Origin of the sequence: Massilia sp. LMS1-1-1.1 (assembly GCF_040815535.1) — a bacterium.
Classification (GTDB): Bacteria; Pseudomonadota; Gammaproteobacteria; order Burkholderiales; family Burkholderiaceae_D; genus Janthinobacterium; species Janthinobacterium aestuarii.
Map to the genome: position 1 here is coordinate 124302 of NZ_JBFPNG010000067.1, position 22361 is coordinate 146662.

Sequence of the window (22361 nt, forward strand, 5' to 3'; positions counted from 1 at the left end):
GGGAAAGAAGCGCCAGTGTAACAGAGCAGGCTTGTCAGCGCTGCCCCAAGGTCGTGTCGCCGAACAGGTTCTTGAATTCACGCGGCTGCGAGCGCCAGTACTGCGGCGGCGCCGGCACTTGCGCGCCCAGCTGGGCCGCCGCATGCCAGGGCCAGCGCGGGTCGAACAGGATGGCGCGCGCCAGCGCCACCATGTCGGACTGGCCGTTGACGATGATGTCCTCCGCCTGCTGCGCTTCCGTGATCAAGCCCACGCTGATCGTGGGCAAACCGCTGTCGCGCTTGATACGTTCGGCAAACGCCACCTGGTAGCCGGGACCCACGGGAATTTGCTGCTGCGGCGAAATGCCGCCGCTGGAGACGTGGATGAAGTCGGCGCCCAGCTGCTTGAGTTCCTGCGCGAAACGCACGCTTTGCTCGATTTCCCAGCCGTCTTCGACCCAGTCCGTGGCGGAAATGCGCACACCCACGGCCATGTCGGCCGGCACGGCGGCGCGCACGGCTTCAACAACTTCCAGCGGAAAACGCATGCGGTTTTCCAGGCTGCCGCCATACGCATCCGTACGCTGGTTGGACAGCGGAGACAAAAACTGGTGCAGCAGATAACCGTGCGCCGCATGCAATTCGATGCCCTCGATGCCGAGCGCATGCACGCGCTGGGCGGCCGCCACAAAGGCGCCCTTGATTTGCAGCAAGCCCATCTCGTCGAGGGCGATCGGCACGGTTTCGCCCGGTGCATGGGCAATGGCGGACGGCGCCACCGTTTGCCAGCCGCCTTCGGCCAGGTGCACGCAAGCACCGCCCTGCCAGGGCGCGCGGCTCGACGCCTTGCGTCCCGCGTGGCCCAGCTGCACGACCAGAGGAATCGGTGCGTGGCGGCGGATGGCCTGCACCACCTTGGCCAGCGCAGCTTGATTCGCATCCGACCACAGGCCCAGGTCTTCAGCCGAGATGCGTCCCTCGGGCGAGACAGCCGTCGCTTCCGTCATCAGCAAGCCCGCGCCGGACAGGGCCAAATGGCCCAGGTGGATCATGTGCCAGTCGGTGGCGTTGCCGTTGTCGGCCGAGTACTGGCACATGGGCGCGATGGCGATGCGGTTGTTCACCAGCAGCGGCCCCAAGGCATACGGCGTGAATAACTGGCTCATGGCGCACTCCGGAAAAGGGGAAGCACCGATTCTACTGTGCTTTGAAAAACGCGGCTTACACCTGCTTACGTTTGATACAGCGCAAGGGCTAGCCTTGGACAGGCGAGGCCGCTAATCTGGACACATCAATAACACCCGCAGTACCACCCCAGGAGAACACATGAACACGACGACTACCGCCAGCCGCATCCACCCTTTGATGGCCGGCGCCGCCATTTCCGTGACGGTCCTGTGCCTGGTCGGCGCGGCGTCCATCGCCGGCATCCTGCCCAATTCGCGGGCGAATGTGCCTGCCGACGTGGCCGCCATGACGCCGGCCGGCGCCGCTGCCCTGGCAGCGCCCGCGACTGCACCGGTAGCCGCGCCTGTCGTCGCGCAAGCCGCCCCGGCACCAGCCCCGGCGCCTGTCGTGCACAAGCGCGTCGTGCACCACACGCAAGTGGCGCAAGCGCGCCCTGCCTACAATGACAACAACGATGGCTACCGCGACACAGCCTACCGCGAACCCGTACGCCAGCCGCAGCCAGTGCCTGCGCCGGCACCAGCACAACCGAACTACGTGGGCATCGGCACGGGCGCCGTCATCGGCGGCTTGATCGGCAATCAGGTCGGTGGCGGCCGCGGCAAGGCGCTGGCGACGGTGGCCGGCGTGATCGGCGGCGGCATGCTGGGCAATGCGGTACAGAATCAAGTTCAACAGCAGCCGCAGCAATAATCAGTCTCAGTCGTACGGTCCCAGATAGTCAAGCTTGCCCACGGCCACGCCATTGTTTCTCAGGATGGCGTGGATCATGGAAACGTGGAAATAAAAGTTCGGCAAGGCAAAGCTGAGCAGGTAATCATCGCCCGAGAATTTCGTCCCCTCGTCCGTCCAGTTCAGCACGACTTCCTTCTGCGCGCTGCCCGCCATCTGGCCCGCATTCACGCTGTCGATGTAGGCGATGGTGCTGGCGATGCGTTCCTGTAATTGCTCGAACGACGCTTCGTTATCTTCAAATTTCGGCGCCGGCACGCCGCTCAGGCGTTCAACCGACATCTTCGACGTATCGCTGGCGCGCTGCACCTGCGCCGTCAAATCCAGCATGTCGGGCGCCAGCTGCGCGCCCAGTAAAATATCGGGCACGATGCCATCTTCCTCCACGTGGGCTTGCGCTTTTTCCAGCAGAGACGAGACGACCCGCAAGCCGCGGATGAAGACGGGAATGGTTGCCTGATACATGGACACGGACATGGCGGACTCCTGATAGTGAACGATGAGCCAGTGTACCCGAGGCGCTGTTTTCGGACAGCGCGCGCATGTGCGCCGGCGCACGGATCGGCTCAGTTCATCCTACTTTTCCAGATTCACCTTGCCATCGGGCGCATGACCGGGCTGTTCCGCCGGCTCTGCCTGCGGCAGTGGCTGCGGCGCCGGCTTCTCCTTGCGCTTGCCAGTGAAAAACTTGACGATGGCCGCCCCGCCGCCCACGACGGCCAGGAGCAGCACTTTCTTGAAGGCCAGCAGCAGCGCCAGCAGTTTGCCAAACAGGCCCAGCTTGCTGGCCACGCCGCCGGCCACCAGCGCCGCCAGGCCGTACTCGGCCACCTTGTCCGTCTTGCTGTCGAAATCCGTGTAGCGGTTACCGTCGGTAAATTCCGTGAACGCCGTCACTTGCTGCATCTCTTTCTTGATCGTGGCGATCTGCTGCATGCTGGCGATCGCATTCAGGTTCAGCACGCCTTCACGGCCCAGCACGCGCACGTTGTAGTTCAGCGAGTGCTCGCCGCCATCGACCATCAAATCCTTGGCCCAGTACAGCTTGTGCGTATCCTTGGCATAGCTGGGTTTTTCCGCCCAGCCTATCAGATGGATGCCGGGATAGCCCTGCTTCTTGCGCTCCGCATTATTTTCCAGCACGGACGCCTGCATATCCTTGAGCAATTCGTCGTATTGGATGCTGTCCGCATCGTCATCCTTGATATGCCCTTCCTTTTCATACGTCACCACCACGCCCCAGCTGTCACGCTCGAGCACGCTGGTCTTGGCGGGCACGATCATGCCCAGCGATTCCATGCCCGGCGGATTGCCCCAGGCCTCGACCAGCACGCGCTCGGCGTCCGTCGGCGACAAATAACGGAAGCTGGCGGGCAAATCCAGGGTGGCGATACCGCCCGGCAGGGTGATCTTGCCGCGCTGCAGGTGCAACTGGGCGAGGAATTGCTCGGCCGTCATTTCCGTTGCGGCTGCCTTCTCTTCGGCAGGGGCGGCAGCCGTCAGGCCGGAGAGGGTCAGGCACAGCAAGGCTGTCAGCAGGCGTTTCAACATGATCGGTCCAAAAAATTGCAAAGGGCAAATATTTTAAATCAATTGATTGCTTAATGGATAATTATTTCTATGTGGCATTTTTTCCATAAAAAAAGCGCCAGACGGGTTTCCCCGGCTGGCGCCTGCTGCTGTGCATGGCTTGAAGATCAGGACACGCGCACCACCATCAGTCCCGCGCGCAAGCCCACGCGCACGTCCGGGTTGGGAAACACCACCAGCTCTTCCGCGTGCCGCACCGTGTACACATGGTCGCCATCGCTGGCGATCACGGCGTGCTGCGGCAAGGACGTGAAATTCTGCGTGCTGCGGTCAAAAGCCATGCGGAATTCATCGCTGTGCTTGATGATTTCCTGTGCCACCTTGAACACGTGCGGCGCTGCCTTGACGGGCTGCGCAGGCAAGCCGCGCAGCAAGCCGTCGAGCGCCCGCGACACGTCGTCGAACAGGGACAGATCGTTCTGCCCCAGGGTGCCCACGCGGCCCAGTTCCACCGTGCTGGCGGCCGCGCCGAAATGCTCGGCCGAATAATAACTATACGTGCCGGCCGACTGCGGGTTCATGATGATGGCGCCGATGGCCGCCTGGCCCAGCCAATCGATCAGCTGTGCCTTGGCGTCGTCGGCCACCAGGTCCGGCACGATGGCAAACGTGGGGTACACAGACGGCCGGATGGCCGTGTGCAAATCCAGGTGCCAGCGCACGGGACCGGCCGCTTCAAAGAACGCTGTTGTCGCGGCGATCATTTCATCGGCGCGCGCGCTTTCCGCCGCTTGCGCCAGGCTGCCCCGTACGGGGCGGAACATGCGATTGAGGTCAGCGTCGATGAAACGCTTGCCGGCCCGGATCGCATCGACATTGCCCACGCAAACGAGCAGGTCGACGGCCAGCTTCGATGCATCGCGCGACAAGGCGTCGAGCAGATGCGCCAGCACTTCGATCGGTCCCGTCTCGTCGCCATGCACGCCCACCGAGACGGCCACGCTGGCGCGGCCGGCTCCCGGTTTGACGACTTGCAGCATGCCGGGCGCCGGCAAGGCCACCGTGAAACCGGCGTCCGAAAACAACTGGGCCACGCCGCTGAAATCGGCCTGCGCCAGCGCCTGCACTACCGGTGTTACTACCTGCGTTACTTTTTGCGTCATTACACCGCCGCTTCCGCTGGGGTTTTCGCCGTGATTTTATTCACGGCTTCCGACAAGGTCCACACGTCCAGCATGGCTTGCTCCAGTTCCGTCGCCGCCACATAGGCCGACAGGCCCAGCGCGCCCGTCACGGCATCGACTGCCTGGCCGGCATTGCCTTGCTCGGCGCGGGCCAGCACCTGCGTCAGCAGACGCTGTTGCGTGCGGCGCAGCGCTTGCTGCGCGTAGTTGCGCAACTGTTCTTGCGACTTGCCTTGCGCGGCCAGCTTCAGGCCACGTTCCAGCGTATCGATGCCCGCCTGGCTGCGCAGGGCCAGGCCCACTTGCAGGAAGGAAGCCAGGTCCATCGAAGCAGGACGCGCCACGGACAGGGCCGGGAACAGGAAGCCGGCGACGACTTCCAGCGCGTCGACCGCATCCCACGCCTGCACGAAGGCCGGCGTCAAGCCCGGCACCAGCGCCGCTTCCGACTTGATGCCGACGGCTTTCAACAGCTCGCGTTTCGATTCCGCGCCAAACAGGCGCGTGAGTTCGGCCAGACCGGCACCACGCAATTGCTCGGCCGGTACGGACAGCACGCCGGCGATCATCGTTTGCTGCAGCACGCGCGTTTGCGCGTCGACCTTGATCGACACGTCGCGTGGAATCGTCAAGGCATCCGCATCGAGCGCGTCGAACACGGGCGCCAGGTTCAGCGCCACCCATGCCTGGCCCCAGGCCAGGATCACGGTCGATTCGTCCACGCCGTGTTCCGCCGCCAGGTTGCGGATCATCAGCGGGCCGCAGCGGTTGATCACTTCATTGGCAAGCACGGTCGCCAGGATGGCGTTGGCCAGCGGATGGTCGAGCGCCGAACGGGTTTCCACCAGCAACGATGGGAAGTACGGCTTGAGCACCGGCTCGGCCCACGTTTCGCCGGTCAACGGCAAGGCGGACAGGATGCGCTTGAAGCGGTTCTTCACGTTGGCGATCACCACCGCCAGTTCCGGCGTGGTCAGGCCACGACCGTCGCTCTTGCGGCGTGCCAGTTCGGCCACCGACGGCAGCTGCTCGAGATCGCGCGACAGCGCGCCCTCTTCTTCCAGGCTGGCGATCAGGGCGGCATAGCCATCCTGCACGGCGCTTTCGCTTTGCGCCTGCAGCTCGCGCACCAGCAAATGCGTCTGCTGCGTGTTGTCGCGCAAGACCAGGCGCTCGACGTCGTCCGTCATCGCATACAGCTCGCGGTTGCGTTCTTCTTCCGTCAGCTTGCCCGCGTTGACTTCCACGTCCAGCCAGATTTTCACGTTCACTTCATGGTCCGAGCAATCCACGCCGGCCGAGTTGTCGATCGCATCGGTGAAGATGCGGCCGCCGGCCAGCGCGAACTCGATACGGCCCGCCTGCGTCGCACCGAGATTGCCGCCTTCGGCCACGACTTTTACGCGCAGCTCATTGCCGCTGACGCGGATGTGGTCATTCGCGCGGTCCTTCACTTGCGCGTGGGTCTCCGTCGACGCCTTGATGTAGGTGCCGATGCCGCCGTTGTAGAACAGGTCCACGGGCGACTTCAGGATACGGTGCATCAGTTCTTCCGGCGGCAGCGAGGTCTCGGCGATATCGAGCGCGGCGCGGATCTGCGGCGACAGTTCGATGCTGCGGGCGGTACGTGGATACACGCCGCCGCCTGCCGAGATCAGCTCCTTGTTGTAGTCGTCCCACGAGGAGCGCGGCAAGGCGAACAGGCGCGCGCGCTCGTCGAACGAGACGGCGACGTCCGGTGTCGGGTCGAGGAAGATGTGGCGGTGGTCGAACGCGGCCACCAGTTTCAGCTGGCGCGACAGCAATACGCCATTGCCGAACACGTCGCCCGACATGTCGCCCACGCCGACCATGGTGATCGGGGTGGTATTGAGATCGTGGTCCATTTCATAGAAATGGCGCTTCACGGCTTCGAACGCGCCCTTGGCGGTGATGCCCAGTTTCTTGTGGTCGTAGCCATTCGAGCCGCCCGAGGCAAACGCGTCGCCAAGCCAGAAACCGCGCTGCACGGCGATGCCGTTGGCGATGTCCGAGAACGTGGCCGTGCCCTTGTCGGCCGCCACCACCAGATACGGATCGGCGTCATCGAAGCACACGGTATCGACTGGTGGGACGATATTGCCCAGCGAGCGGTTGTCCGTCACTTCCAGCAGGCTGGAAATGAACAGGCGGTAGACGGCTTCGCCTTCAGCCGCGATGGTTTCACGCACGGCGTCTTTCGGCATCATCTTGCAGACAAAACCGCCCTTCGCGCCGGCCGGCACGATGACGGCATTCTTGACCATCTGCGCTTTCACCAGACCCAGCACTTCCGTGCGGTAGTCTTCCATGCGGTCGGACCAGCGCAAGCCGCCACGGGCGACAGGGCCGCCGCGCAGGTGCACGCCTTCGAAGCGGCGCGAGAAGACGAAAATCTCGCGGTAAGGACGCGGTTCCGGCACCAGCGCCAGGCTGCTGGTGTCGAACTTGAAGATGATCTTGTCGCCTTGTTGATTGTTCTGGAAGTAGCTGGTGCGCAGGGTGGCGGCCATCAGGTCGGCCAGCGCACCGAGAATTTCCTCGGTATCGGCATGGTTCACGGATGGCAGGCCGGCCTTGATGGCGGCGATGCTTTCCAGGGCCGCCGCATGCTGCGCGTCGGACAGCGAAGGATCGAAGCGCTGCAGGAAGGCCTCCACCAGGGCTTTGACCTGGGCCGGCTGCTTGCGCAGGCTCTCGGCGATGTAGCGCACCGAGAAGCGGCTGCCCGTCTGGCGCCAGTAGCTGGTATAGGCGCGCACCAGCTGCACTTCGCGCGTCGACAGGCCGCCTTCGATAACGAGGCCATTCAAACGGCCATCTTCGGCCGTGTCGTTGAACAGGGAAGCAAACAACTCCTGCGCCACGGCGACGACGGATGGCTGCGCCAGTTTCGCCGCGCTGGCGGCATCGACCGTCAGGCTGGTGACGAAATAGCGCGTGCCGTCGGCCAGCGAAACCGAGTATGCCTGTTCGCGGTCGATGGCCACGCCCGCGTTGTGCAGCGCCGGCAGGATGGTCGACAACGGCGGCACCTTGTTGGCCGAGTACAAACGAATCGTGGTGACGGCGCCCATCTCGATGCGCACGGCCACGTGCGATGGATCCGTATTGCGCAGGATGGTGTCGAGGTCGCGGAAGGCGACTGCCGGCGCGGTGGCGGCCACGTAATCAAGCGGTAAAGTAGCGCACAGTTTGCGCAGGCTGGTGCGCAGAGCCACGTCGGGCACGGCATCGGCCACGGCGGCAAAGCCGTTATGCCAGCCGTCGAGCACGCTCAGCAGCGGCTGTTCGATGTCCGTTTCCAGGTCCAGCGGGTAGCGCGCGGCGTGGGCGATCAGGTAGACGCGCGCCAGAGGACCGTCGGCCACCAGGGTTTGCATGCTCACGTGCGTGGCGCCGGAACTGGCTTGCAGGGCTTTTGCCAGGCTCGAAGCGACGCTGGCGCTGTAGCGCTCGCGCGGCAGGTAGACCAGCACGTTCAGGTGGCGCGCATACACGTCGCGGCGTGCAAAAACTTTGGTGCGCGGCTGCTTGTACAGCGAAACGACGGAACCGCACACTTGCGCCAGCCAGTCGAGATCCGCTTCCAGCGCTTCCGTGCGCGGCAAGGACTCAAGGATTTCGCGGAATTTCTCGGCACGGAAGCCTTGCTGGCGCACGCCGGCCAGGCTCAGTACCTTGGCCACGCGGCCGCGCGCAAACGGCAGCGCCGCCAGCGGGGTGGAATTGCCGGCGCGGGTAAACAGACCGACGAAGCAATGCTCGCCCAGGATCGCGCCTTGCGCATCCATGTCGCGCACGCCGATGAAATCGAGCTGCTGGTCGCGGTGCAAAGTGCCCGCCACGTCGGCCTTGACGATGGACAGCGCCGAGTCGCGCTTGGCCAGGGTGTCGAAGTCGCCCGGGATATTCGCCAGGCAGGTGCCGTAGACGGGGTGCGCCGTATCCTGCAGCACGCCGACACGGCTAGGAATGTCGCGTTCCAGTTCGCGCACGCCCGGCTTGACGCGGTAATAGGCATAGCCGAAGACTTCAAAGCCGCCGCTGCGGGCCCATTCCAGGAAGGCGGCCACTTCCGCGCCTTCTTCGCCATGCTGCGATGCCGCCGTGGCGACGGCGGCCAGGCGCTCGCTCATGGCGGCGGCATCGCGGCGTACGACGGCGGCGTCGCGCGCAACCGTCTCCAGGGCGGCGACCAGCGCGGCCAGGGCTTCCGGCGCCAGCTCTTCGTCGAGCAGCACCAGCACATACGATTCGAGCGGGTCGCCCGGCTGGCGCACCGCTTCGACGCTGCCGTCAGCGGCGCGGCGCACGGGCAGCACAGTGTTCATCACGCCGCGCACGGCCAGGTGCTGGCGGCGCATGGCCATGACGATGGAGTCGACCAGGTAAGGCATGTCTTCGTTCAGGATCAGCAAGGCGCTCGCCATGCCGCCACGGCCATCCGCATAACGCAGGGTGGCGATCTGGCAGCCGTTGCCCGTGCGCTTGGCCGCTTGCGTGAAACCGTCGACCAGCACGGGCGCCAGGCTGTCGGGCGCGATATCGGCCAGGTCTTCGGCGTCGAGCGAGTCGAGCCATGCCTGCACCAGCTGCACGACAGGCGCTGCCGCCTTGCCTGCATTGCCAGCCGCGTTAATCAACTCCAGCGTTTGTGTACGCAAATCTTGTGGCGTGTGATTCATCTTGCATCTCCATTACGGTAATGTGAATGTCCAACGCTGTCGTTCGGGCTTGTGGCTGGGCGGCAGCGGTGTCAAGAGACGGGGGTCGCCCGTCCAATTCTGTCTGTGCTACGGATAGTTGTCTCGGATGTTCTGTGTGTTTTTCTATCGCCTACAAGTCGTACAATCCAGGTAAGTTGAGGATGATCGTCAATTCTTCAAGCGCCGCATGCACTTCCAGCGCCAGCTGCGGATCGGCCAGGTCGCCCGGCTCCAGATGGTCGCGGTAGTGTTTTTCCACCCACTGCACCAGCCGATGGTACAGCGTTTCCGTCATGATCACGCCCTGGTGCATGGCGCGTTCCTCGGTCTCCGTCAGGGCCACGCGCAAACGCAGGCAGGCGGGCCCGCCGCCATTGCGCATGCTCTGGCGCAGGTCGAAATGTATCAGTTCATCGATGGGACCACCGCTGGCCACCAGGCCTTCCAGGTAGCGCGAGACGGCACGGTTTTCCTGGCATTCCTGCGGTATCACCAGCGCCATCTTGCCGCCCTCTTTCGTCAGCAGCTGGCTGTTGAACAGATAGCTGGTCACCGCATCCTGGATCGGCACCTGGCCCGTGTCCACGCGCAGCGCATCCAGTTGCGCACCCGTGGCGGCGACGGCGCGGTGCAGCTGCGACAGGCTTGCTTCTTCATCGGCAAACGCCTGCTCGTGATAGAACAGCACATTGCCGTTGCCGACGGCGATGACGTCGTTATGGAACACGCCCTGGTCGATCACGTCCGGGTTCTGCTGCACGTACACGGTGCGCTTCGCGTCCAGGCCATGCAGTCGCGCCACGGCTTGCGACGCTTCCAGGGTCTGGCGCGCCGGATAGCGCTTCGGCGATGGCGCGGACGGATCGAACTCCACGCGACCATACACGAACAATTCCACCGATGGCGCGCCGTGGCTCGCGCCCAGGCGCGTGTGGTTGGCCGCGCCCTCGTCGCCGAAGGCCGGTGTCGACGGCAGCGCATCGTGCACGGCGAAGTGCCTGTCGTCGCTGAAAATGGCGCGCAGGCTGCGCGCCGACTGTGCGTGCTCGAAGGCGCGGTGCAGCTTGTTATTCAGGTTGGCGGCCGTGAAATGCACGCGGCCATCGTGCGTATCGGCCGACGGGCTGACCGTGGCGGCATTCGCCGTCCACATGGGCGAGGCGGAATAGGCGCAGGCCAGGATCACCGGGGATTCCTTGTAGGCGCGCGCCAGCACCTCTGCGTCCGTGCCCGTGAAACCGATGGAGCGCAGCAGGCGGAAATTGGGCCGGTCCTGCGGTGGCAGCAAGGCTTGCGCAAAGCCGCGCGCGGCCAGGGCGCGCATCTTGGCCAGGCCCTGCAAGGCGGCCTGCTTCGGATTCGAAGCGCTTTTCACATTGCTGAACGAGGCCACGTTGCCGAACGAGAGTCCCGCATAGTTATGCGATGGCCCGACCAGGCCGTCAAAATTGTATTCGCGCGTGCTGTGCATGGGAGGCATGTCCTTAAAATTTAAAAATTCAGGCCGGGCGACAGCTTGGCCGGCATTTCCAGCGCGCCGTTCTCGATCGAAGCAACCGGGTAGGCGCAGTAATCGGCCGCGTAATAGGCGCTCGGGCGGTGGTTGCCCGATTTGCCGATGCCGCCGAACGGCGCCGTGCTGGCCGCACCCGTGGTCGGACGGTTCCAGTTGACGATGCCGGCGCGCGCGCGCGTCTGGAACGTTTGCCACAGGGCCGGATCGTCGGACAACAGCGCCGCAGCCAGGCCGAATTCCGTGGCATTGGCCACCTTCAGGGCCGCATTGAAATCGGCCACGCGAACCACTTGCAGCAGCGGGCCGAACCACTCTTCGTCGGGGATGCCGGCAGCATTGGTCACGTCGACGATGCCGGCCGTCACAAAGCCCGCCTCGGGATTCAACTGGCGCATCTGCAGCAAGGTGGTGCCGCCCTTGGCGACCATGTCCGCCTGCGCCTGCACCAGGCGTTTTGCCACGGCGCTCGATACCACTGGGCCCATGAACGGCTGCGGCTGGGCGTCGGAAGCGCCGATACCCAGTTTTGCGGCCACTTCCACCAGGCGCGCAACGAAGGCAGCACCGGCGGCGTTATCCTGCACCACCAGGCGGCGCGCGCAGGTGCAGCGCTGGCCGGCCGAGACAAAGGCGGAGAAGATCGCGTGATGCACGGCCGCATCGACATCCTTGACGTCCCACACGACGAGGGCGTTGTTGCCGCCCATTTCCAGCGCCAGCATCTTGCCCGGCTGGCCGCCGAACTGGCGGTGCAGGCTGATGCCCGTCTGGCACGAACCCGTAAACAGCACGCCGTCGAGGTGTGGATTGGCACCCAGCGCCACGCCCGTGTCGCGTCCGCCGTTGACGAGGTTGACGACGCCATTCGGCAAGCCCGCCTGCTGCCACAGCTGCACGGTTTTGATGGCCGTGCGCGGCGCATATTCGCTCGGTTTGAAGACGATGGTGTTACCGGCGATCAGGGCCGGCACGATGTGGCCGTTCGGCAGGTGGCCGGGGAAATTGTATGGTCCGAAGACGCCGAACACGCCATGCGGACGGTGGCGCAGCACGGCGTCGCCATCGGCGATCTTGCTTTGCGTGATACCCGTGCGCGCGTTGTACGACTGCACCGAGATATCGATCTTGTTGGCCATGGTGGCCACTTCCGTGCGCGACTCCCACAGCGGTTTGCCCACTTCTTCCGAGATCAGCAGCGCCAGCGCTTCCGCATGCTCCTTCAGCAGCTCGCGAAAGCGCACGCAGATGGCGATGCGCTCGTCGACGGGCGTGTCGGCCCACGCTTCGAAAGCGGCGCGCGCGGCCTGGCACGCCTGTTCGACTTCGTTCTCCGTCGCTTCCAGGCTGGCCCAGGTCTGCTTGCCGTTCGACGGATCGATGGTGACCAGTTCACGGCCCGTGCCTGGCAGCCAGGCGCCGTTGATGAAGTTCGATGCTGCGGTAGATGGATTCAATACGTTAGACATGGGGATGCTTCCTCGGGTTGAGTGACAAGGTGCGCACGGTATCGCCGTGATTGCAGCGCAGCAGATGCAGTTCATCGTCATCGAGCGCGATCTTGCCGCTATGCGGATTGGCGCTGGTGACGATCATACGGAAATCTTTCAGGTCGGTGTTCGACACCAGGTAAGGCTCGGCCTGGGCGGCATCGCCGCACACTTCCGGCGCAGCCTCGGCGTCGAGCACGGCCGGCATGCTGTCGCGCATGGCGCGCAGTTCCGAGACGCGCGCCTGCAGCACGGGACCGGCGTCGAAAATATCGACATAGCCTTCGAAGTGCAAGCCTTCCTGTTCCAGCAGGCGGCGCGCGGGCGCCGTGCTCAGATGCACCTTGCCGATGACTTCCTGCGCTTCGTCGGGCAGGTAGGCCACGTACATGGGCTGGCGCGGCATCAGTTCGGCGATGAACGATTTTTTACCCAGGCTCGTCAAGTCGTCGACATGGTGGAAATCCATCTTGAAGAAGTGGCGGCCCAGGCCTTCATAAAATGGCGAGCTGCCGTCCGGTGCCTGGTAGCCGCGCATTTCCGCGATCAGCTTTTCCGTGAACAGCTGCGGGAACTGGGCGATGAACAGGAAACGGCTTTTCGACAGCAGCTTGCCGTTGTTGCCGCTGCGGTAATCGGGGTGCAGAAACAGCGAGCACAGTTCCGTGCTGCCCGTCAGGTCGTTCGACAGGTACAGGGTTTCCATGCGCGTAAACACATCGAGCTCGCGGCTGGAATGGACCAGGGTGCCGATGCGGTAGTTATAGAACGGTTCGTCCAGACCCACGGCGCCCTTGATGGCGCACACGCCGGCCAGGCGGCCCGTGTCGGTATCTTCCATGACGAACATGTAGTCGCGCTTTTCGGGCGGGATAGTTTCGGCGAACGAAGCACAGGCGATGGCCAGGCGGTCGCCCAGCATTTTCATGTCCGGCTTGAGGGTGGTCATGCCGGTGCCGACCTGGCTGGCCAGGCCATACAGGGCATCGAGGTCATTGGCGTTGATGGCGCGTACTACTAGCATAAAATTGACTCCCTTAGATACGCACGCAAATGACGCTGTCGCCTTCGGCCACGGCCAGCGCCTCGAGCAGGTCCGCCGGCAAACCGATGGTGTCCTGCGCTTCGAGCGCATCGCAGGCGAAGGTCACGGCGCGGAAATTGCGCTCGGCGCCGGAAGCGACCGCATAATTGACTTTCATGCCCGTGCGGCTGGGCGTGACGCCTGCGACGACGCGGCGCGTGAGCGAGCCCGTAAACGAGCGCAGCGCATGCTTGTGCGCCTGCAGGATCGGGCCGCCATCGAAGATGTCGATGTAATCGTCGGCTTCAAAGCCTTCTTCCGTCAGCAGATTGAACGCCAGTTCGCCGCTCGGGTGGATCTGGCCCATGGCCGCCTGCGCGTCGCCGGGCAGCAGCGGCACGTACACGGGGTAATGCGGCATCAGTTCGACGATCAGGGTGCGGTTGCGCGCACCGCCGATGACTTTTTCGGCATCGAGGAAATCCATCTGGAAGAACTTGCGGCCCAGCGCATCCCAGAACGGCGACTGGCCGTTGGCATCCGTGATGCCGGCCAGCGGCACGAAGAAACGGTCGCCGAAACGGTGCGGCGCCAGCACGGCGAACAGCAGCCGCGCGCGCGACAGCAGGGCCGCTTCCAGGCCCGCCTGCTCCATGTTGCGCACATAGAAGCCGGACAGCTGCGAGTACGCCGTCAGCTCCGAGCACAGGGTCAGCGCATGCACGCTGTGGCTGATGTTCAGGTCGCGCGAGACTTGCTGGATGACGTCGTTGCGGAAGGAAAAATAGGTGCCGTTCGAGCCGGCCGAGGCAAAGATGGCGGCCGTACCGGCAATGCTCTTGTCGAGCAGGGATTCAAGCACGAAGAGATACGATTCTTCGCTGGGGATGTCGACATGGGCGGCAAACGAGGCGATGGAGCGCTCGACGGAGGCGGCGATTTTTTCGCGCGTCTTCGGCAGGGTATGGACACCCGGCATGGTGACTGCGGCCAGCGCTTCGAGGGCTGCAATATCCGCAATTTCTACCGGACGGACAACATACATGGGTACTCCTTCAATGCTGACAATGCTGGGGTAGAACCAAGCCGGCCCGCAGCAAAGCGGCGGGCCGGTGATCAAACAGGGAGCGGGGCTAGCTTCAGGCTTTCAGCATGCCGTCGATGGCGGCGCGCAGCAGACGGCCCGCTTCGGCGATCTGCTCGTCCGAGACGATCAGGGCCGGCGCCAGACGCACCACGTCCATGCCGGCGATCAGCACCATCAAGCCTTGCGCTTCGGCCGCTTTCTGGATGTCTTTCGCGCGGCCTTTGTAGGCATCGGTGACGACCAGGCCCAGCAGCAAACCGCTGCCGCGCACGATGGAGAACACTTGCGGGTAATCCGTGATCAGGCCTTGCAGCATGGCGATGGTGTTGACGCTCGCTTCTTTCACACGCGCCAGGAACGCTGGCGTGTTGATCGTGTCCAGCACGGTCAGGGCCACGGTGGCGGCCAGCGGGTTGCCGCCGTAGGTGGTGCCGTGGGTGCCGACGGCCAGCGTTTGCGCCAGTTCATTCGTGGTCAGCATGGCGCCGATCGGGTAGCCATTGCCCAGGGCCTTGGCGGCCGTCAGGATGTCCGGCGTGACGCCGTAGCCCATGTAGGCGAACAAGGCGCCGGTGCGGCCCATGCCGCTCTGGACTTCGTCGAAAATCAGCAGGGCGCCCGTCTTGTCGCACAGGGCGCGCAGCTCCTTGAGGAACTCCGGATTGCCCGGCACCACGCCGCCTTCGCCTTGTACCGGCTCGACGATCACGGCGCACACGTCATCGCCGATGGCGGCACGCGCCGCTTCGATGTCGTTGTAGGCGATGTGGTCGATCGATGGCGGCAGCGGCTCGAAGCCTTCCGTATACTTGGCCTGGCCGCCGACGGAGACCGTAAACAGGGTGCGGCCGTGGAAGGAGCTGAAGCACGAGATGATGCGCGACTTGTGCGCGCCGAACTTGGTGTGCGCGTACTTGCGCGCCAGTTTCAGGGCCGCTTCGTTGGCTTCCGCGCCCGAGTTGCAGAAGAAGGCGCGGTCGGCGAAAGTCGCTTCCGTCAGGGCCAGCGCCAGGCGCAGGACAGGCTCGTTGGTGTAGCCGTTGCCCAAATGCCACAAATTATTGATTTGCTTGGTCAGCACGTCGACCAGCGCAGGATGGCAGTGACCGAGGCTGTTGACGGCGATGCCGGAGGTGAAATCGAGGTAATGCTTGCCTGACTGGTCCCACAGATCCAGTCCGGAACCGCGCACGGGCACCATGGCTGCAGGGGCGTAGGTAGGAACGAGGACCTGGTCAAAGGTTTCCCGGGTGACTGGACGAGCCGTTACGGTCGAATCAAGCTTGGCATTCATAGCATTTCCCCATCAATATGTTAGGTACTCCGCAGCTACGACAGCTACGTGTGTACTGCATTATAAAAAGCGGGATGCTAAAACTCTTTTGAATCTGCGACAAGGATTTTCACAATTCATCACAGCCGGGCTTGCTTTAATCAAACAGACGGCATCAGCTTTCTTTGGCGTTCTTCGCGCGGGGTATTGCCAAACAGGGTGCCAAAGGCCGTGGAAAAGTGCGAACCGGAAGAAAAGCCGCACATCAGGCCTACTTGCACAATGGAATAATGTGTATCGAGCAACAGTTGCCGTGAGCGCTGCAGGCGCAGCTCCAGGTAGTAGCGCGATGGCAGGCTGCCCAGGTATTGCTTGAACAGCCGCTCGAGCTGGCGCCGCGACAGGCCCACCAGGCTGGCGATGTCGTCGGTCGACAGCGGTTCCTCGATATTGGCTTCCATCAAGGTCACCGCCTCGGAAAGCTTGGGCTGCAGCACGCCGAAGCGCGCCTGCAGGGCCACCCTCTGGCGCTCTTCCTTGCCGCGCACCTTGTCCACGCACAGCGCTTCCTTGACGAGCGCCTGCACGTCGGCGCCAAAGATGGTTTCGATCAGGGTCAGCGAAAAATCGATGCTGGCCGCGCCGCCGCAGCAGGTGATGTGCGGGCCGTCGATGTCGAACAAATGCGGCGTCAGGATGGCCCGTTCGGCCTTCGCTTCCGCATCGGCGTACAAGGCCCACGGCAAGGCGATGCGCACGCCATCCATGACACCCGCGTCGGCCAGCCACAGCACGGCCGCGCCCACGCCGCCCCAGAACGGCGCCGAACGGCAGCGCTCGATCACGGCCCGGCACAGCTCGGCGCGCAGCGGCGCCTCCGTCTCGTCAGCCACCAGCAGCGCGATATGCCAGTTGCCGCCCTGCGCGGCCACCTGTTCCGGCGTGCGCACGTCCAGTTGCAGTGCGTCCGGCCCCAGCGCCCGCGCGCACAGGCGCAGCGGCTGTACCAGGCCGGCCCAGGTAATCGACTCGGCGTCGCCGGCATGGACCAGCAGCAAACGCAGCGGTTTGTCGAGGCCGATACGGGAAAGATTAGCGAAGGACATCGGCGAGGCGGACCAAAGGCAAGGGCTGAGTTGCCCACATGATACCGGACTTCCGCCCCGTCGCGCCCCTCATGCAAGGGTGCATCCTGACGCGGCGGAAAAAAGCGGAGCGGAAGGATATAATCACTCCCATGGGTGAACGATATTTAAAAAGTATCCGGCTGCTGGCCGAATGCATGCAAGGCTTCGAGCGGTTTTCTAGCGACTTCGTGCGCCAGTACGGCTTGACGCATGCGCAATTCGACATCATTGCCACGCTCGGCAACACCCCCGGCATGTCCTACAAGGAACTGGGCCAGAAAACCCTGATTACCAAGGGTACTTTGACGGGCGTGGTGGACCGGCTGGAACAAAAGGGGCTGGTGATACGCGAACGTTGTCCACGCGACAAGCGTTCCTATTACGTGCGCCTGAGCTGCGAGGGCGAGCAGGTGTTTCAGGACGTGTTCCCCAAGCTGACAAAGCAGGGCCAGCGTCTGTTCGACGGCTATACCGAAGACGATTTCATGCGGTTGGAAACGACGCTGGCAGGATTGAAGCACGCCATTGCCAACGGCCACGGCTGACCATACACCAAGCACAGACATTCAAACAAGACAAAGGAAACCAAGTTGAAAACCTCACTGCTCGAAGGCAAAAAGCCTGCTCATTTCGATAAACACATCATCGGCAATCTGCTGCTCAACGCCAGCACGCCGGAACTGGTACGCCAGGAAAAACTGATCATTGGCGTGCGCAACGAAGACGGCGAAATCTACCGCCTGATCGGCGCCACCAAGCACAACAGCTTCATGAACGCCGTCGAGGAACTGTTCGACCTGGGCTTGACCGATGAGCTGGAAGACAGCGATGAACTCGTTGAAGGCTGCGACGCGATCTTTAGCGAAGCAGACTGATAACGCTCGTATGATCCCAAAAGGGCATGCCGCTGATCAAGTGGCATGCCTTTTTCCGTTTACGGGGCTTTGCTTGCCTTTTGCTAAGCTGTTTGCGAAAAGATCATGCTTAAAAAGTTCCGTACGGAAATATTGCGAGTATAATTTTTTCAATGAACAGACTCGACGCCTTTAAAAGCATCGCCGCACAAGCCGCTCGTGGCGAGCTGACCTTTCCTGCCAATGTGGACGCTTCGCTCAAGCTGCAAGAGGCGCTGGCCGATCCCGACTGCCATATCGAGGCCGCCGCCAAGCTGGTGCAGGCTGACCCGCTGCTGGCCGCGCGCACGGTGGCCATCGCCAATTCCGTGGCGTTCAACCGTTCCGGCAATGAAATCACCAGCGTGCGCAATGCCGTGCAGCGGCTAGGCGTGCGTACCCTGCAGTCGGTGGTGGCGTCGCTGATCGTGCGCCAGCTGGGCAGCACCATCACCGATCCCGTGCTGCAAGCGAAGGCCAACCAGCTGTGGGAGCATACTGCCCACGTGGCGGCCCTGTCGCAGGTATTGGCCCGCCGCGTCACCAAGGTGGACCCCGATACGGCCCTGTTTGCCGGCATCATGCATGAAGTGGGCGGCTTTTATCTGCTGTCGCGCGCGGCCGAATTCCCCGGCATCCTCGACGGCGAGCCGGAAGACTGGGTCGAACATGGCGAACAGGCCATCGGCCACGGCGTCCTGGCCAAACTGAAGGTGCCGGAAGCGGTCAGGGGCGCCATTGATGCGCTGTGGGAAGGCTTGCGCGCCATCCCGCCCGAATCGCTGGGCGACACCCTGCTGCTGGCAAATGACCTGGCGCCCGTCTCGTCACCGCTCAACGAAAGCCCGGCCGCCATCACCGTGCGGGCCGCCCGCGCCGCACGCAGCATCGATTGCCTGATCGGCGACGATGCAACCTTGTCGAGCATCATGGAAGAATCGGACGATGAAGTGCAGTCGCTGCTGAAGGTGCTCGTGCACTAGGCTGCAGGCTTCTTGACGACCGGCGGCGGTGCCGCTGGCTTGAGCGTATCGACGATCAGCACATGCTTGTCCATGGCCTGCGTTCCCTGCTTTTGCTCGACAACTTGCATGGCGACCGCCCTGGTACTCAACAGGGGTTTCGGATGGCGTGGCATGAGCATGGCGTACCTGCTGGAAATGGGATGTACCCCATCTGTGCAGCAATTATCAATTTATCAAGCTGCTATTCAAAAAAAAAACCCGCTCGAAAGCGGGTAAAGTCCAAAGCTAGGGATGTCCTGAAAGAGACAGCCCTATCTTATGCGGTGCGCAGCGCCGGCTCCGTGCGCTGGTTCACTTAGCGCGCAGATTATCCCGGCACCAATTCCACGTCCGTTTCCTGCCAGGCGCGCAGTTGCCGCACGCGGGCAAACCACGCCTGGATGTGCTGGTACTGCGCCAGTGGCAAGCGCACGGCCTCGCTGTACATCAGCGGCGCGGCGACGGCGAACTCGGCCAGGCTCAGAGCATCGCCGCAGAGCCAGTCACGCTGCGCCAGGTGCGCGTCCAGCACCACGGCGCAGGCATGCAGTTCGTGCTCGCCGCGCGCCTCTTCCTGCGGGTCAGCGGGACCATTGCCCGTCATGCCTTTCCAGGCGCGTTCCCAGGCCAGCACGCTGATGGCGGGCGCAAAGTGCTGCGCGGCCCAGAACAGCCAGCGGTTGACGTCGGCGCGCGCTTGCGGCGCCTGCGGATAGATCGTCTGGCCCGGCACCTGCTCGGCCAGGTATTGCATGATGGCGCACGATTCCCACAGCAGGAAATCGCCATCGGCCAGCACGGGCACTTTGCCGTTCGGGTTCAGTTCGACCAGGCGGCGGCGGTCGTCCGCATTCATCAGGTCGACTTCGGCCAGTTCCAGAGGCAGGCCGAGGTGGATCGCCGTCATCAGGGCACGGCGGGCATTCGAAGACATGGGGTGGTGGTACAGGCGCATGATGGATGGCTCCGGTGAGTGAAGAAGCCACCATCGTAGTCGCCGTCACTGACAGTTTTTGTCAGGAGCGGATATCAGGATTCCGGGTCAATCTCGTGCGCTTTGCGCCAGGCATCGAGCAGCACATGGCGCCGCGTGGGATAGCGCTCCGCATGCTGCCGCACGTCGGCGATGCGGTCGATGCGGAAATGCCGGTAATCGCCGCGCAGTTCGCACCAGGCGGCCAGCAGGCGCTTGCCTTCGAAAAAAGCCAGGGCGAACGGCCACACCGTGCGCGAGGTGGCGCTGCCATGCTCATCCTGATAGGCGAGCGTGAGCTTCTGTTCGTAGCGGATCGCCTCGCGCACGGGCTGCACGTAACGGTCGGCCGGCTGCGTGCCATCGGCGGGACGCCCCAGCGGCACCCACAAGCTGGTCTCGGCCATGCTGTCGCGCAGGTCGCGCGGCGAGGCGGCCGCGATCTTGGCCAGGGCATTGCTGGCCGCCTGCGCCAGGCCCGCATCGCCCTGCCGGCGCACCCAGCGCGCCCCCAGCACCAGCGCCTCCAATTCATCGGCGCCAAACATCAGCGGCGGCAAAAAGGCGCCGCGGCGCAGCACATAGCCGATGCCTGCTTCGCCCTGCAGGGGCGCGCCCAGTTCGGCCAGGGTCTGGATATCGCGGTAAATCGTGCGCTCAGAAACGCCGAGCTGCTGCGCCAGCTGGGCCGCCGTAACGGGCACGCGCTTGGCGCGCATGGCGTCCATCAGCAGGAACAAACGGCCGCTGCGGCTCATGGACAAGCCTGCAAAGCCTGGTCGCCCATGACGAGGGCCGACAGGGCCGGCACATACAGATAGCCGTCGGGCAGCATGCGCGCAACGCGCGTCCCCTCCTCCACGCCAGCGATGCCGTAGCAGCGCTGCAGGCGGGCGGCAGCCGGCCACCAGTAGACGGCCGCTTCCTGGTCGGGAAAGCGCCGGCGCACGCTATCGGCCTGCGCCGCCACTTGCCGGAAGTCGCGGTAAAAGGCGGGGGCGATACCCAGCTCCGCGGCAAACGCCGCTTCCTGCGCCGCCGTCTCTGCCAACCGGGCCGCCAGCGCCACCGTTTCATCGTTCAGATCCTCGGCCGCCACACCCGCTTCAAGCAGGATGCGGCGCATCTGCGCCCTGTCGACCTGCGCGCGCAGGAACGCCGACTCCTGCAGTGCCAGCACGGCGCCGTCGGGTATGCTTTTATGCCGCGCGGCCGGGAACACATACAGGGCGCAGCTGCCGGCGCACAGCGTGTCGATGGCGAGACGCCATTGCTGCTGGCGCAGATAGCGGCCCAGCTGCATCGCCGCCTGCGGATCGCCTGCATCGCTATTGACGCGCAACAGCGTGGTGCCCGGCGTAGCCAGCAGCCGCAGCTTGTCCACGTCGCCCTCGGCAATCGGGCCGCGCATGGCGATGCTGCCGGCATCGGCACGGCTGAAATCGGCGGCGCCGGCCAGCGCCGTCACGCCCGCCATCAGGCCTACCCATAAAAAACGCTTCATCGTCATCCGTTACAAAAAAAAACGACCACCGCAAACGGTGATCGTTCTTTCATTCAAACTGCAAAAAAACCTGCGCTTACACCACGGCGCCGTCGGTTTCGTCTTTTTCCTTGACCGGCTTGATCAAGTCTTCGCGCTTGACGCCCAGCCACATGGCGATCGAGGCCGCGACGAACACGGACGAGTAAATACCGAAGCAGATACCGATGGTCAGCGCCAGTGCGAAGTGGTGCAGGGTCTGGCCGCCGAAGATCAGCATCGACAGCACCATCATCTGGGTCGAGCCGTGGGTGATGATGGTACGCGAAATGGTGCTGGTAATCGCGCTGTCGATCACTTCATGCACGGTCGCCTTGCGCTGCTTGCGGAAGTTTTCGCGGATACGGTCAAAGATCACCACCGATTCGTTGACGGAATAACCGAGCACCGCCAGGATGGCCGCCAGTACCGTCAGCGAGAATTCCCACTCGAAGAAGGCGAAGAAGCCCAGGATGATGACCACGTCATGCAAGTTGGCGATAATGGCCGAGACAGCGTATTTCCATTCGAAGCGGATGGCCAGGTAGATCATCACGCCGATAATCACCACCACCAGCGCGTTCAAGCCATTCTGCGCCAGTTCCTCGCCCACTTGCGGGCCGACGAATTCAACTTTCTGCAAGACGACCGCTTCGCTGCCGGCAGCATCCATGCAGGCGCTCTTGAGCACATGCTCACCCTTGTCGGTGACGGTGTCGATGGCCTTGGTCGAGCCTTGCTCGGCCTTGCACAAGGCTTCAAACACGCGCTGCGAGGTGTTGGCGGCGCTGACGCCATTTTCCACCGGCAGGCGGATCATCACGTCGCGCGCCGTGTCGAAGCTGGTCACGCCCGGCTCTTCATAGCCCATCTTGATCAGGGTGCCGCGTATGCCTTCAAGATTGGCCGCCTTCGGGTATTTCACCTCCATCAGCGTGCCGCCCTTGAATTCGACGGACAGGTGCAAGCCCTTGTGCACCAGGAAGAAGACGGCGGCAAGGAAGGTCACGGCCGAAATCACGTTGAAAATCAACGCATGGCGCATGAAGGGAATATCTTTTTTGATCCGGAAAAATTCCATGAAATCCTCTGAGTTCTATTCTGTGCGTCCGG

General features: G+C 63.5%; 20 protein-coding genes. 4 read left to right on the top strand and 16 right to left on the bottom strand.

The window, feature by feature from the left end:
* Positions 1-34: 34 nt before the first annotated feature.
* A complete protein-coding gene (locus MRBLMS1_RS29600) occupies positions 35-1147 on the bottom strand; it encodes an NADH:flavin oxidoreductase/NADH oxidase (protein WP_485883980.1) in 1113 nt (370 codons plus the stop codon).
* A 160-nt stretch (positions 1148-1307) separates the two neighbouring features.
* Here MRBLMS1_RS29600 and MRBLMS1_RS29605 point away from each other — a divergent pair, with 160 nt between their 5' ends.
* Positions 1308-1862: a glycine zipper 2TM domain-containing protein gene (locus MRBLMS1_RS29605; protein WP_485883981.1), complete on the top strand. Its 555-nt coding sequence runs from the start codon at positions 1308-1310 to the stop codon at positions 1860-1862.
* Positions 1863-1868: 6 nt separating this feature from the next.
* Here the strand turns inward: MRBLMS1_RS29605 and MRBLMS1_RS29610 are convergent, their stop codons facing one another.
* The 10 genes from MRBLMS1_RS29610 to MRBLMS1_RS29655 form a co-directional block, all read right to left on the bottom strand.
* Positions 1869-2378 carry a DUF1993 domain-containing protein gene (locus tag MRBLMS1_RS29610; RefSeq protein ID WP_485883983.1) on the bottom strand — a complete coding sequence of 170 codons (510 nt, stop codon included), beginning with the start codon at positions 2376-2378 and terminating at the stop codon, positions 1869-1871.
* A 99-nt stretch (positions 2379-2477) separates the two neighbouring features.
* Positions 2478-3452 (bottom strand): DUF2167 domain-containing protein, encoded by a 975-nt coding sequence (locus MRBLMS1_RS29615; RefSeq protein WP_485883985.1) that lies wholly within the window; start codon positions 3450-3452, stop codon positions 2478-2480.
* Positions 3453-3598: 146 nt separating this feature from the next.
* On the bottom strand, positions 3599-4594 hold the full coding sequence (locus MRBLMS1_RS29620) for a succinylglutamate desuccinylase (RefSeq protein ID WP_485883987.1): 996 nt from the start codon (positions 4592-4594) through the stop codon (positions 3599-3601).
* Positions 4594-9321, bottom strand: a complete 4728-nt coding sequence (locus MRBLMS1_RS29625) for an NAD-glutamate dehydrogenase domain-containing protein (protein WP_485883989.1) — start codon at positions 9319-9321, stop codon at positions 4594-4596. Before MRBLMS1_RS29625 ends, MRBLMS1_RS29620 begins: the two co-directional genes overlap by 1 nt.
* Before the next feature lie 151 nt (positions 9322-9472).
* Positions 9473-10813 carry an N-succinylarginine dihydrolase gene (gene astB, locus MRBLMS1_RS29630; protein ID WP_485883991.1) on the bottom strand — a complete coding sequence of 447 codons (1341 nt, stop codon included), beginning with the start codon at positions 10811-10813 and terminating at the stop codon, positions 9473-9475.
* Positions 10814-10833: 20 nt separating this feature from the next.
* On the bottom strand, positions 10834-12324 hold the full coding sequence (astD, locus tag MRBLMS1_RS29635) for a succinylglutamate-semialdehyde dehydrogenase (RefSeq protein WP_456147936.1): 1491 nt from the start codon (positions 12322-12324) through the stop codon (positions 10834-10836).
* Positions 12317-13369 carry an arginine N-succinyltransferase gene (gene astA / locus MRBLMS1_RS29640; RefSeq protein WP_485883994.1) on the bottom strand — a complete coding sequence of 351 codons (1053 nt, stop codon included), beginning with the start codon at positions 13367-13369 and terminating at the stop codon, positions 12317-12319. The genes astD and astA overlap by 8 nt, the downstream gene beginning before the upstream one ends.
* Positions 13370-13382: 13 nt before the next feature.
* Positions 13383-14414, bottom strand: a complete 1032-nt coding sequence (locus tag MRBLMS1_RS29645; RefSeq protein WP_485883996.1) for an arginine N-succinyltransferase — start codon at positions 14412-14414, stop codon at positions 13383-13385.
* Between the two features lie 94 nt (positions 14415-14508).
* Positions 14509-15750, bottom strand: coding sequence for an acetylornithine/succinylornithine family transaminase (gene astC / locus MRBLMS1_RS29650; RefSeq protein WP_034745535.1), 1242 nt, complete (start codon positions 15748-15750; stop codon positions 14509-14511).
* A gap of 140 nt (positions 15751-15890) precedes the next feature.
* Positions 15891-16835 carry a GlxA family transcriptional regulator gene (locus MRBLMS1_RS29655; protein ID WP_485883998.1) on the bottom strand — a complete coding sequence of 315 codons (945 nt, stop codon included), beginning with the start codon at positions 16833-16835 and terminating at the stop codon, positions 15891-15893.
* Between the two features lie 131 nt (positions 16836-16966).
* Between MRBLMS1_RS29655 and MRBLMS1_RS29660 the strand changes: the two genes are divergently transcribed.
* From MRBLMS1_RS29660 to MRBLMS1_RS29670, 3 genes are all read left to right on the top strand, one after another.
* On the top strand, positions 16967-17401 hold the full coding sequence (locus MRBLMS1_RS29660) for a MarR family transcriptional regulator (protein WP_181877996.1): 435 nt from the start codon (positions 16967-16969) through the stop codon (positions 17399-17401).
* A 45-nt stretch (positions 17402-17446) separates the two neighbouring features.
* The gene (locus MRBLMS1_RS29665; RefSeq protein WP_034745526.1) at positions 17447-17731 is read left to right on the top strand and encodes a hypothetical protein; all 285 of its coding nucleotides are present in this window, start codon (positions 17447-17449) and stop codon (positions 17729-17731) included.
* A 152-nt stretch (positions 17732-17883) separates the two neighbouring features.
* Positions 17884-18732 carry an HDOD domain-containing protein gene (locus MRBLMS1_RS29670; RefSeq protein WP_485884001.1) on the top strand — a complete coding sequence of 283 codons (849 nt, stop codon included), beginning with the start codon at positions 17884-17886 and terminating at the stop codon, positions 18730-18732.
* Here the strand turns inward: MRBLMS1_RS29670 and MRBLMS1_RS29675 are convergent.
* The 5 genes from MRBLMS1_RS29675 to secF all read right to left on the bottom strand — a co-directional run bounded on the left by MRBLMS1_RS29675 (position 18729) and on the right by secF (position 22329).
* Positions 18729-18893 carry a hypothetical protein gene (locus MRBLMS1_RS29675; RefSeq protein WP_456147939.1) on the bottom strand — a complete coding sequence of 55 codons (165 nt, stop codon included), beginning with the start codon at positions 18891-18893 and terminating at the stop codon, positions 18729-18731. The genes MRBLMS1_RS29670 and MRBLMS1_RS29675 overlap by 4 nt on opposite strands.
* Positions 18894-19081: 188 nt before the next feature.
* A complete protein-coding gene (locus MRBLMS1_RS29680) occupies positions 19082-19708 on the bottom strand; it encodes a glutathione S-transferase family protein (protein ID WP_485884003.1) in 627 nt (208 codons plus the stop codon).
* Between the two features lie 74 nt (positions 19709-19782).
* On the bottom strand, positions 19783-20484 hold the full coding sequence (locus MRBLMS1_RS29685) for a helix-turn-helix transcriptional regulator (RefSeq protein WP_034745516.1): 702 nt from the start codon (positions 20482-20484) through the stop codon (positions 19783-19785).
* Complete coding sequence (locus tag MRBLMS1_RS29690; RefSeq protein WP_485884006.1) at positions 20481-21230, bottom strand: hypothetical protein; 750 nt, start codon at positions 21228-21230, stop codon at positions 20481-20483. Before MRBLMS1_RS29690 ends, MRBLMS1_RS29685 begins: the two co-directional genes overlap by 4 nt.
* A gap of 76 nt (positions 21231-21306) precedes the next feature.
* Positions 21307-22329 carry a protein translocase subunit SecF gene (gene secF, locus MRBLMS1_RS29695; RefSeq protein WP_128141647.1) on the bottom strand — a complete coding sequence of 341 codons (1023 nt, stop codon included), beginning with the start codon at positions 22327-22329 and terminating at the stop codon, positions 21307-21309.
* Positions 22330-22361 lie beyond the last annotated feature (32 nt).

Bases quoted from the DNA above. Each gene is read 5' to 3' on its own strand.
- MRBLMS1_RS29600 (WP_485883980.1), bottom strand. From the start codon at position 1,147: ATGAGCCAGTTATTCACGCCGTATGCCTTGGGGCCGCTGCTGGTGAAC.
- MRBLMS1_RS29605 (WP_485883981.1), top strand. From the start codon at position 1,308: ATGAACACGACGACTACCGCCAGCCGCATCCACCCTTTGATGGCCGGC.
- MRBLMS1_RS29610 (WP_485883983.1), bottom strand. From the start codon at position 2,378: ATGTCCGTGTCCATGTATCAGGCAACCATTCCCGTCTTCATCCGCGGC.
- MRBLMS1_RS29615 (WP_485883985.1), bottom strand. From the start codon at position 3,452: ATGTTGAAACGCCTGCTGACAGCCTTGCTGTGCCTGACCCTCTCCGGC.
- MRBLMS1_RS29620 (WP_485883987.1), bottom strand. From the start codon at position 4,594: ATGACGCAAAAAGTAACGCAGGTAGTAACACCGGTAGTGCAGGCGCTG.
- MRBLMS1_RS29625 (WP_485883989.1), bottom strand. From the start codon at position 9,321: ATGAATCACACGCCACAAGATTTGCGTACACAAACGCTGGAGTTGATT.
- astB (WP_485883991.1), bottom strand. From the start codon at position 10,813: ATGCACAGCACGCGCGAATACAATTTTGACGGCCTGGTCGGGCCATCG.
- astD (WP_456147936.1), bottom strand. From the start codon at position 12,324: ATGTCTAACGTATTGAATCCATCTACCGCAGCATCGAACTTCATCAAC.
- astA (WP_485883994.1), bottom strand. From the start codon at position 13,369: ATGCTAGTAGTACGCGCCATCAACGCCAATGACCTCGATGCCCTGTAT.
- MRBLMS1_RS29645 (WP_485883996.1), bottom strand. From the start codon at position 14,414: ATGTATGTTGTCCGTCCGGTAGAAATTGCGGATATTGCAGCCCTCGAA.
- astC (WP_034745535.1), bottom strand. From the start codon at position 15,750: ATGAATGCCAAGCTTGATTCGACCGTAACGGCTCGTCCAGTCACCCGG.
- MRBLMS1_RS29655 (WP_485883998.1), bottom strand. From the start codon at position 16,835: ATGTCCTTCGCTAATCTTTCCCGTATCGGCCTCGACAAACCGCTGCGT.
- MRBLMS1_RS29660 (WP_181877996.1), top strand. From the start codon at position 16,967: ATGGGTGAACGATATTTAAAAAGTATCCGGCTGCTGGCCGAATGCATG.
- MRBLMS1_RS29670 (WP_485884001.1), top strand. From the start codon at position 17,884: ATGAACAGACTCGACGCCTTTAAAAGCATCGCCGCACAAGCCGCTCGT.
- MRBLMS1_RS29675 (WP_456147939.1), bottom strand. From the start codon at position 18,893: ATGCTCATGCCACGCCATCCGAAACCCCTGTTGAGTACCAGGGCGGTC.
- MRBLMS1_RS29680 (WP_485884003.1), bottom strand. From the start codon at position 19,708: ATGCGCCTGTACCACCACCCCATGTCTTCGAATGCCCGCCGTGCCCTG.
- MRBLMS1_RS29685 (WP_034745516.1), bottom strand. From the start codon at position 20,484: ATGAGCCGCAGCGGCCGTTTGTTCCTGCTGATGGACGCCATGCGCGCC.
- MRBLMS1_RS29690 (WP_485884006.1), bottom strand. From the start codon at position 21,230: ATGAAGCGTTTTTTATGGGTAGGCCTGATGGCGGGCGTGACGGCGCTG.
- secF (WP_128141647.1), bottom strand. From the start codon at position 22,329: ATGGAATTTTTCCGGATCAAAAAAGATATTCCCTTCATGCGCCATGCG.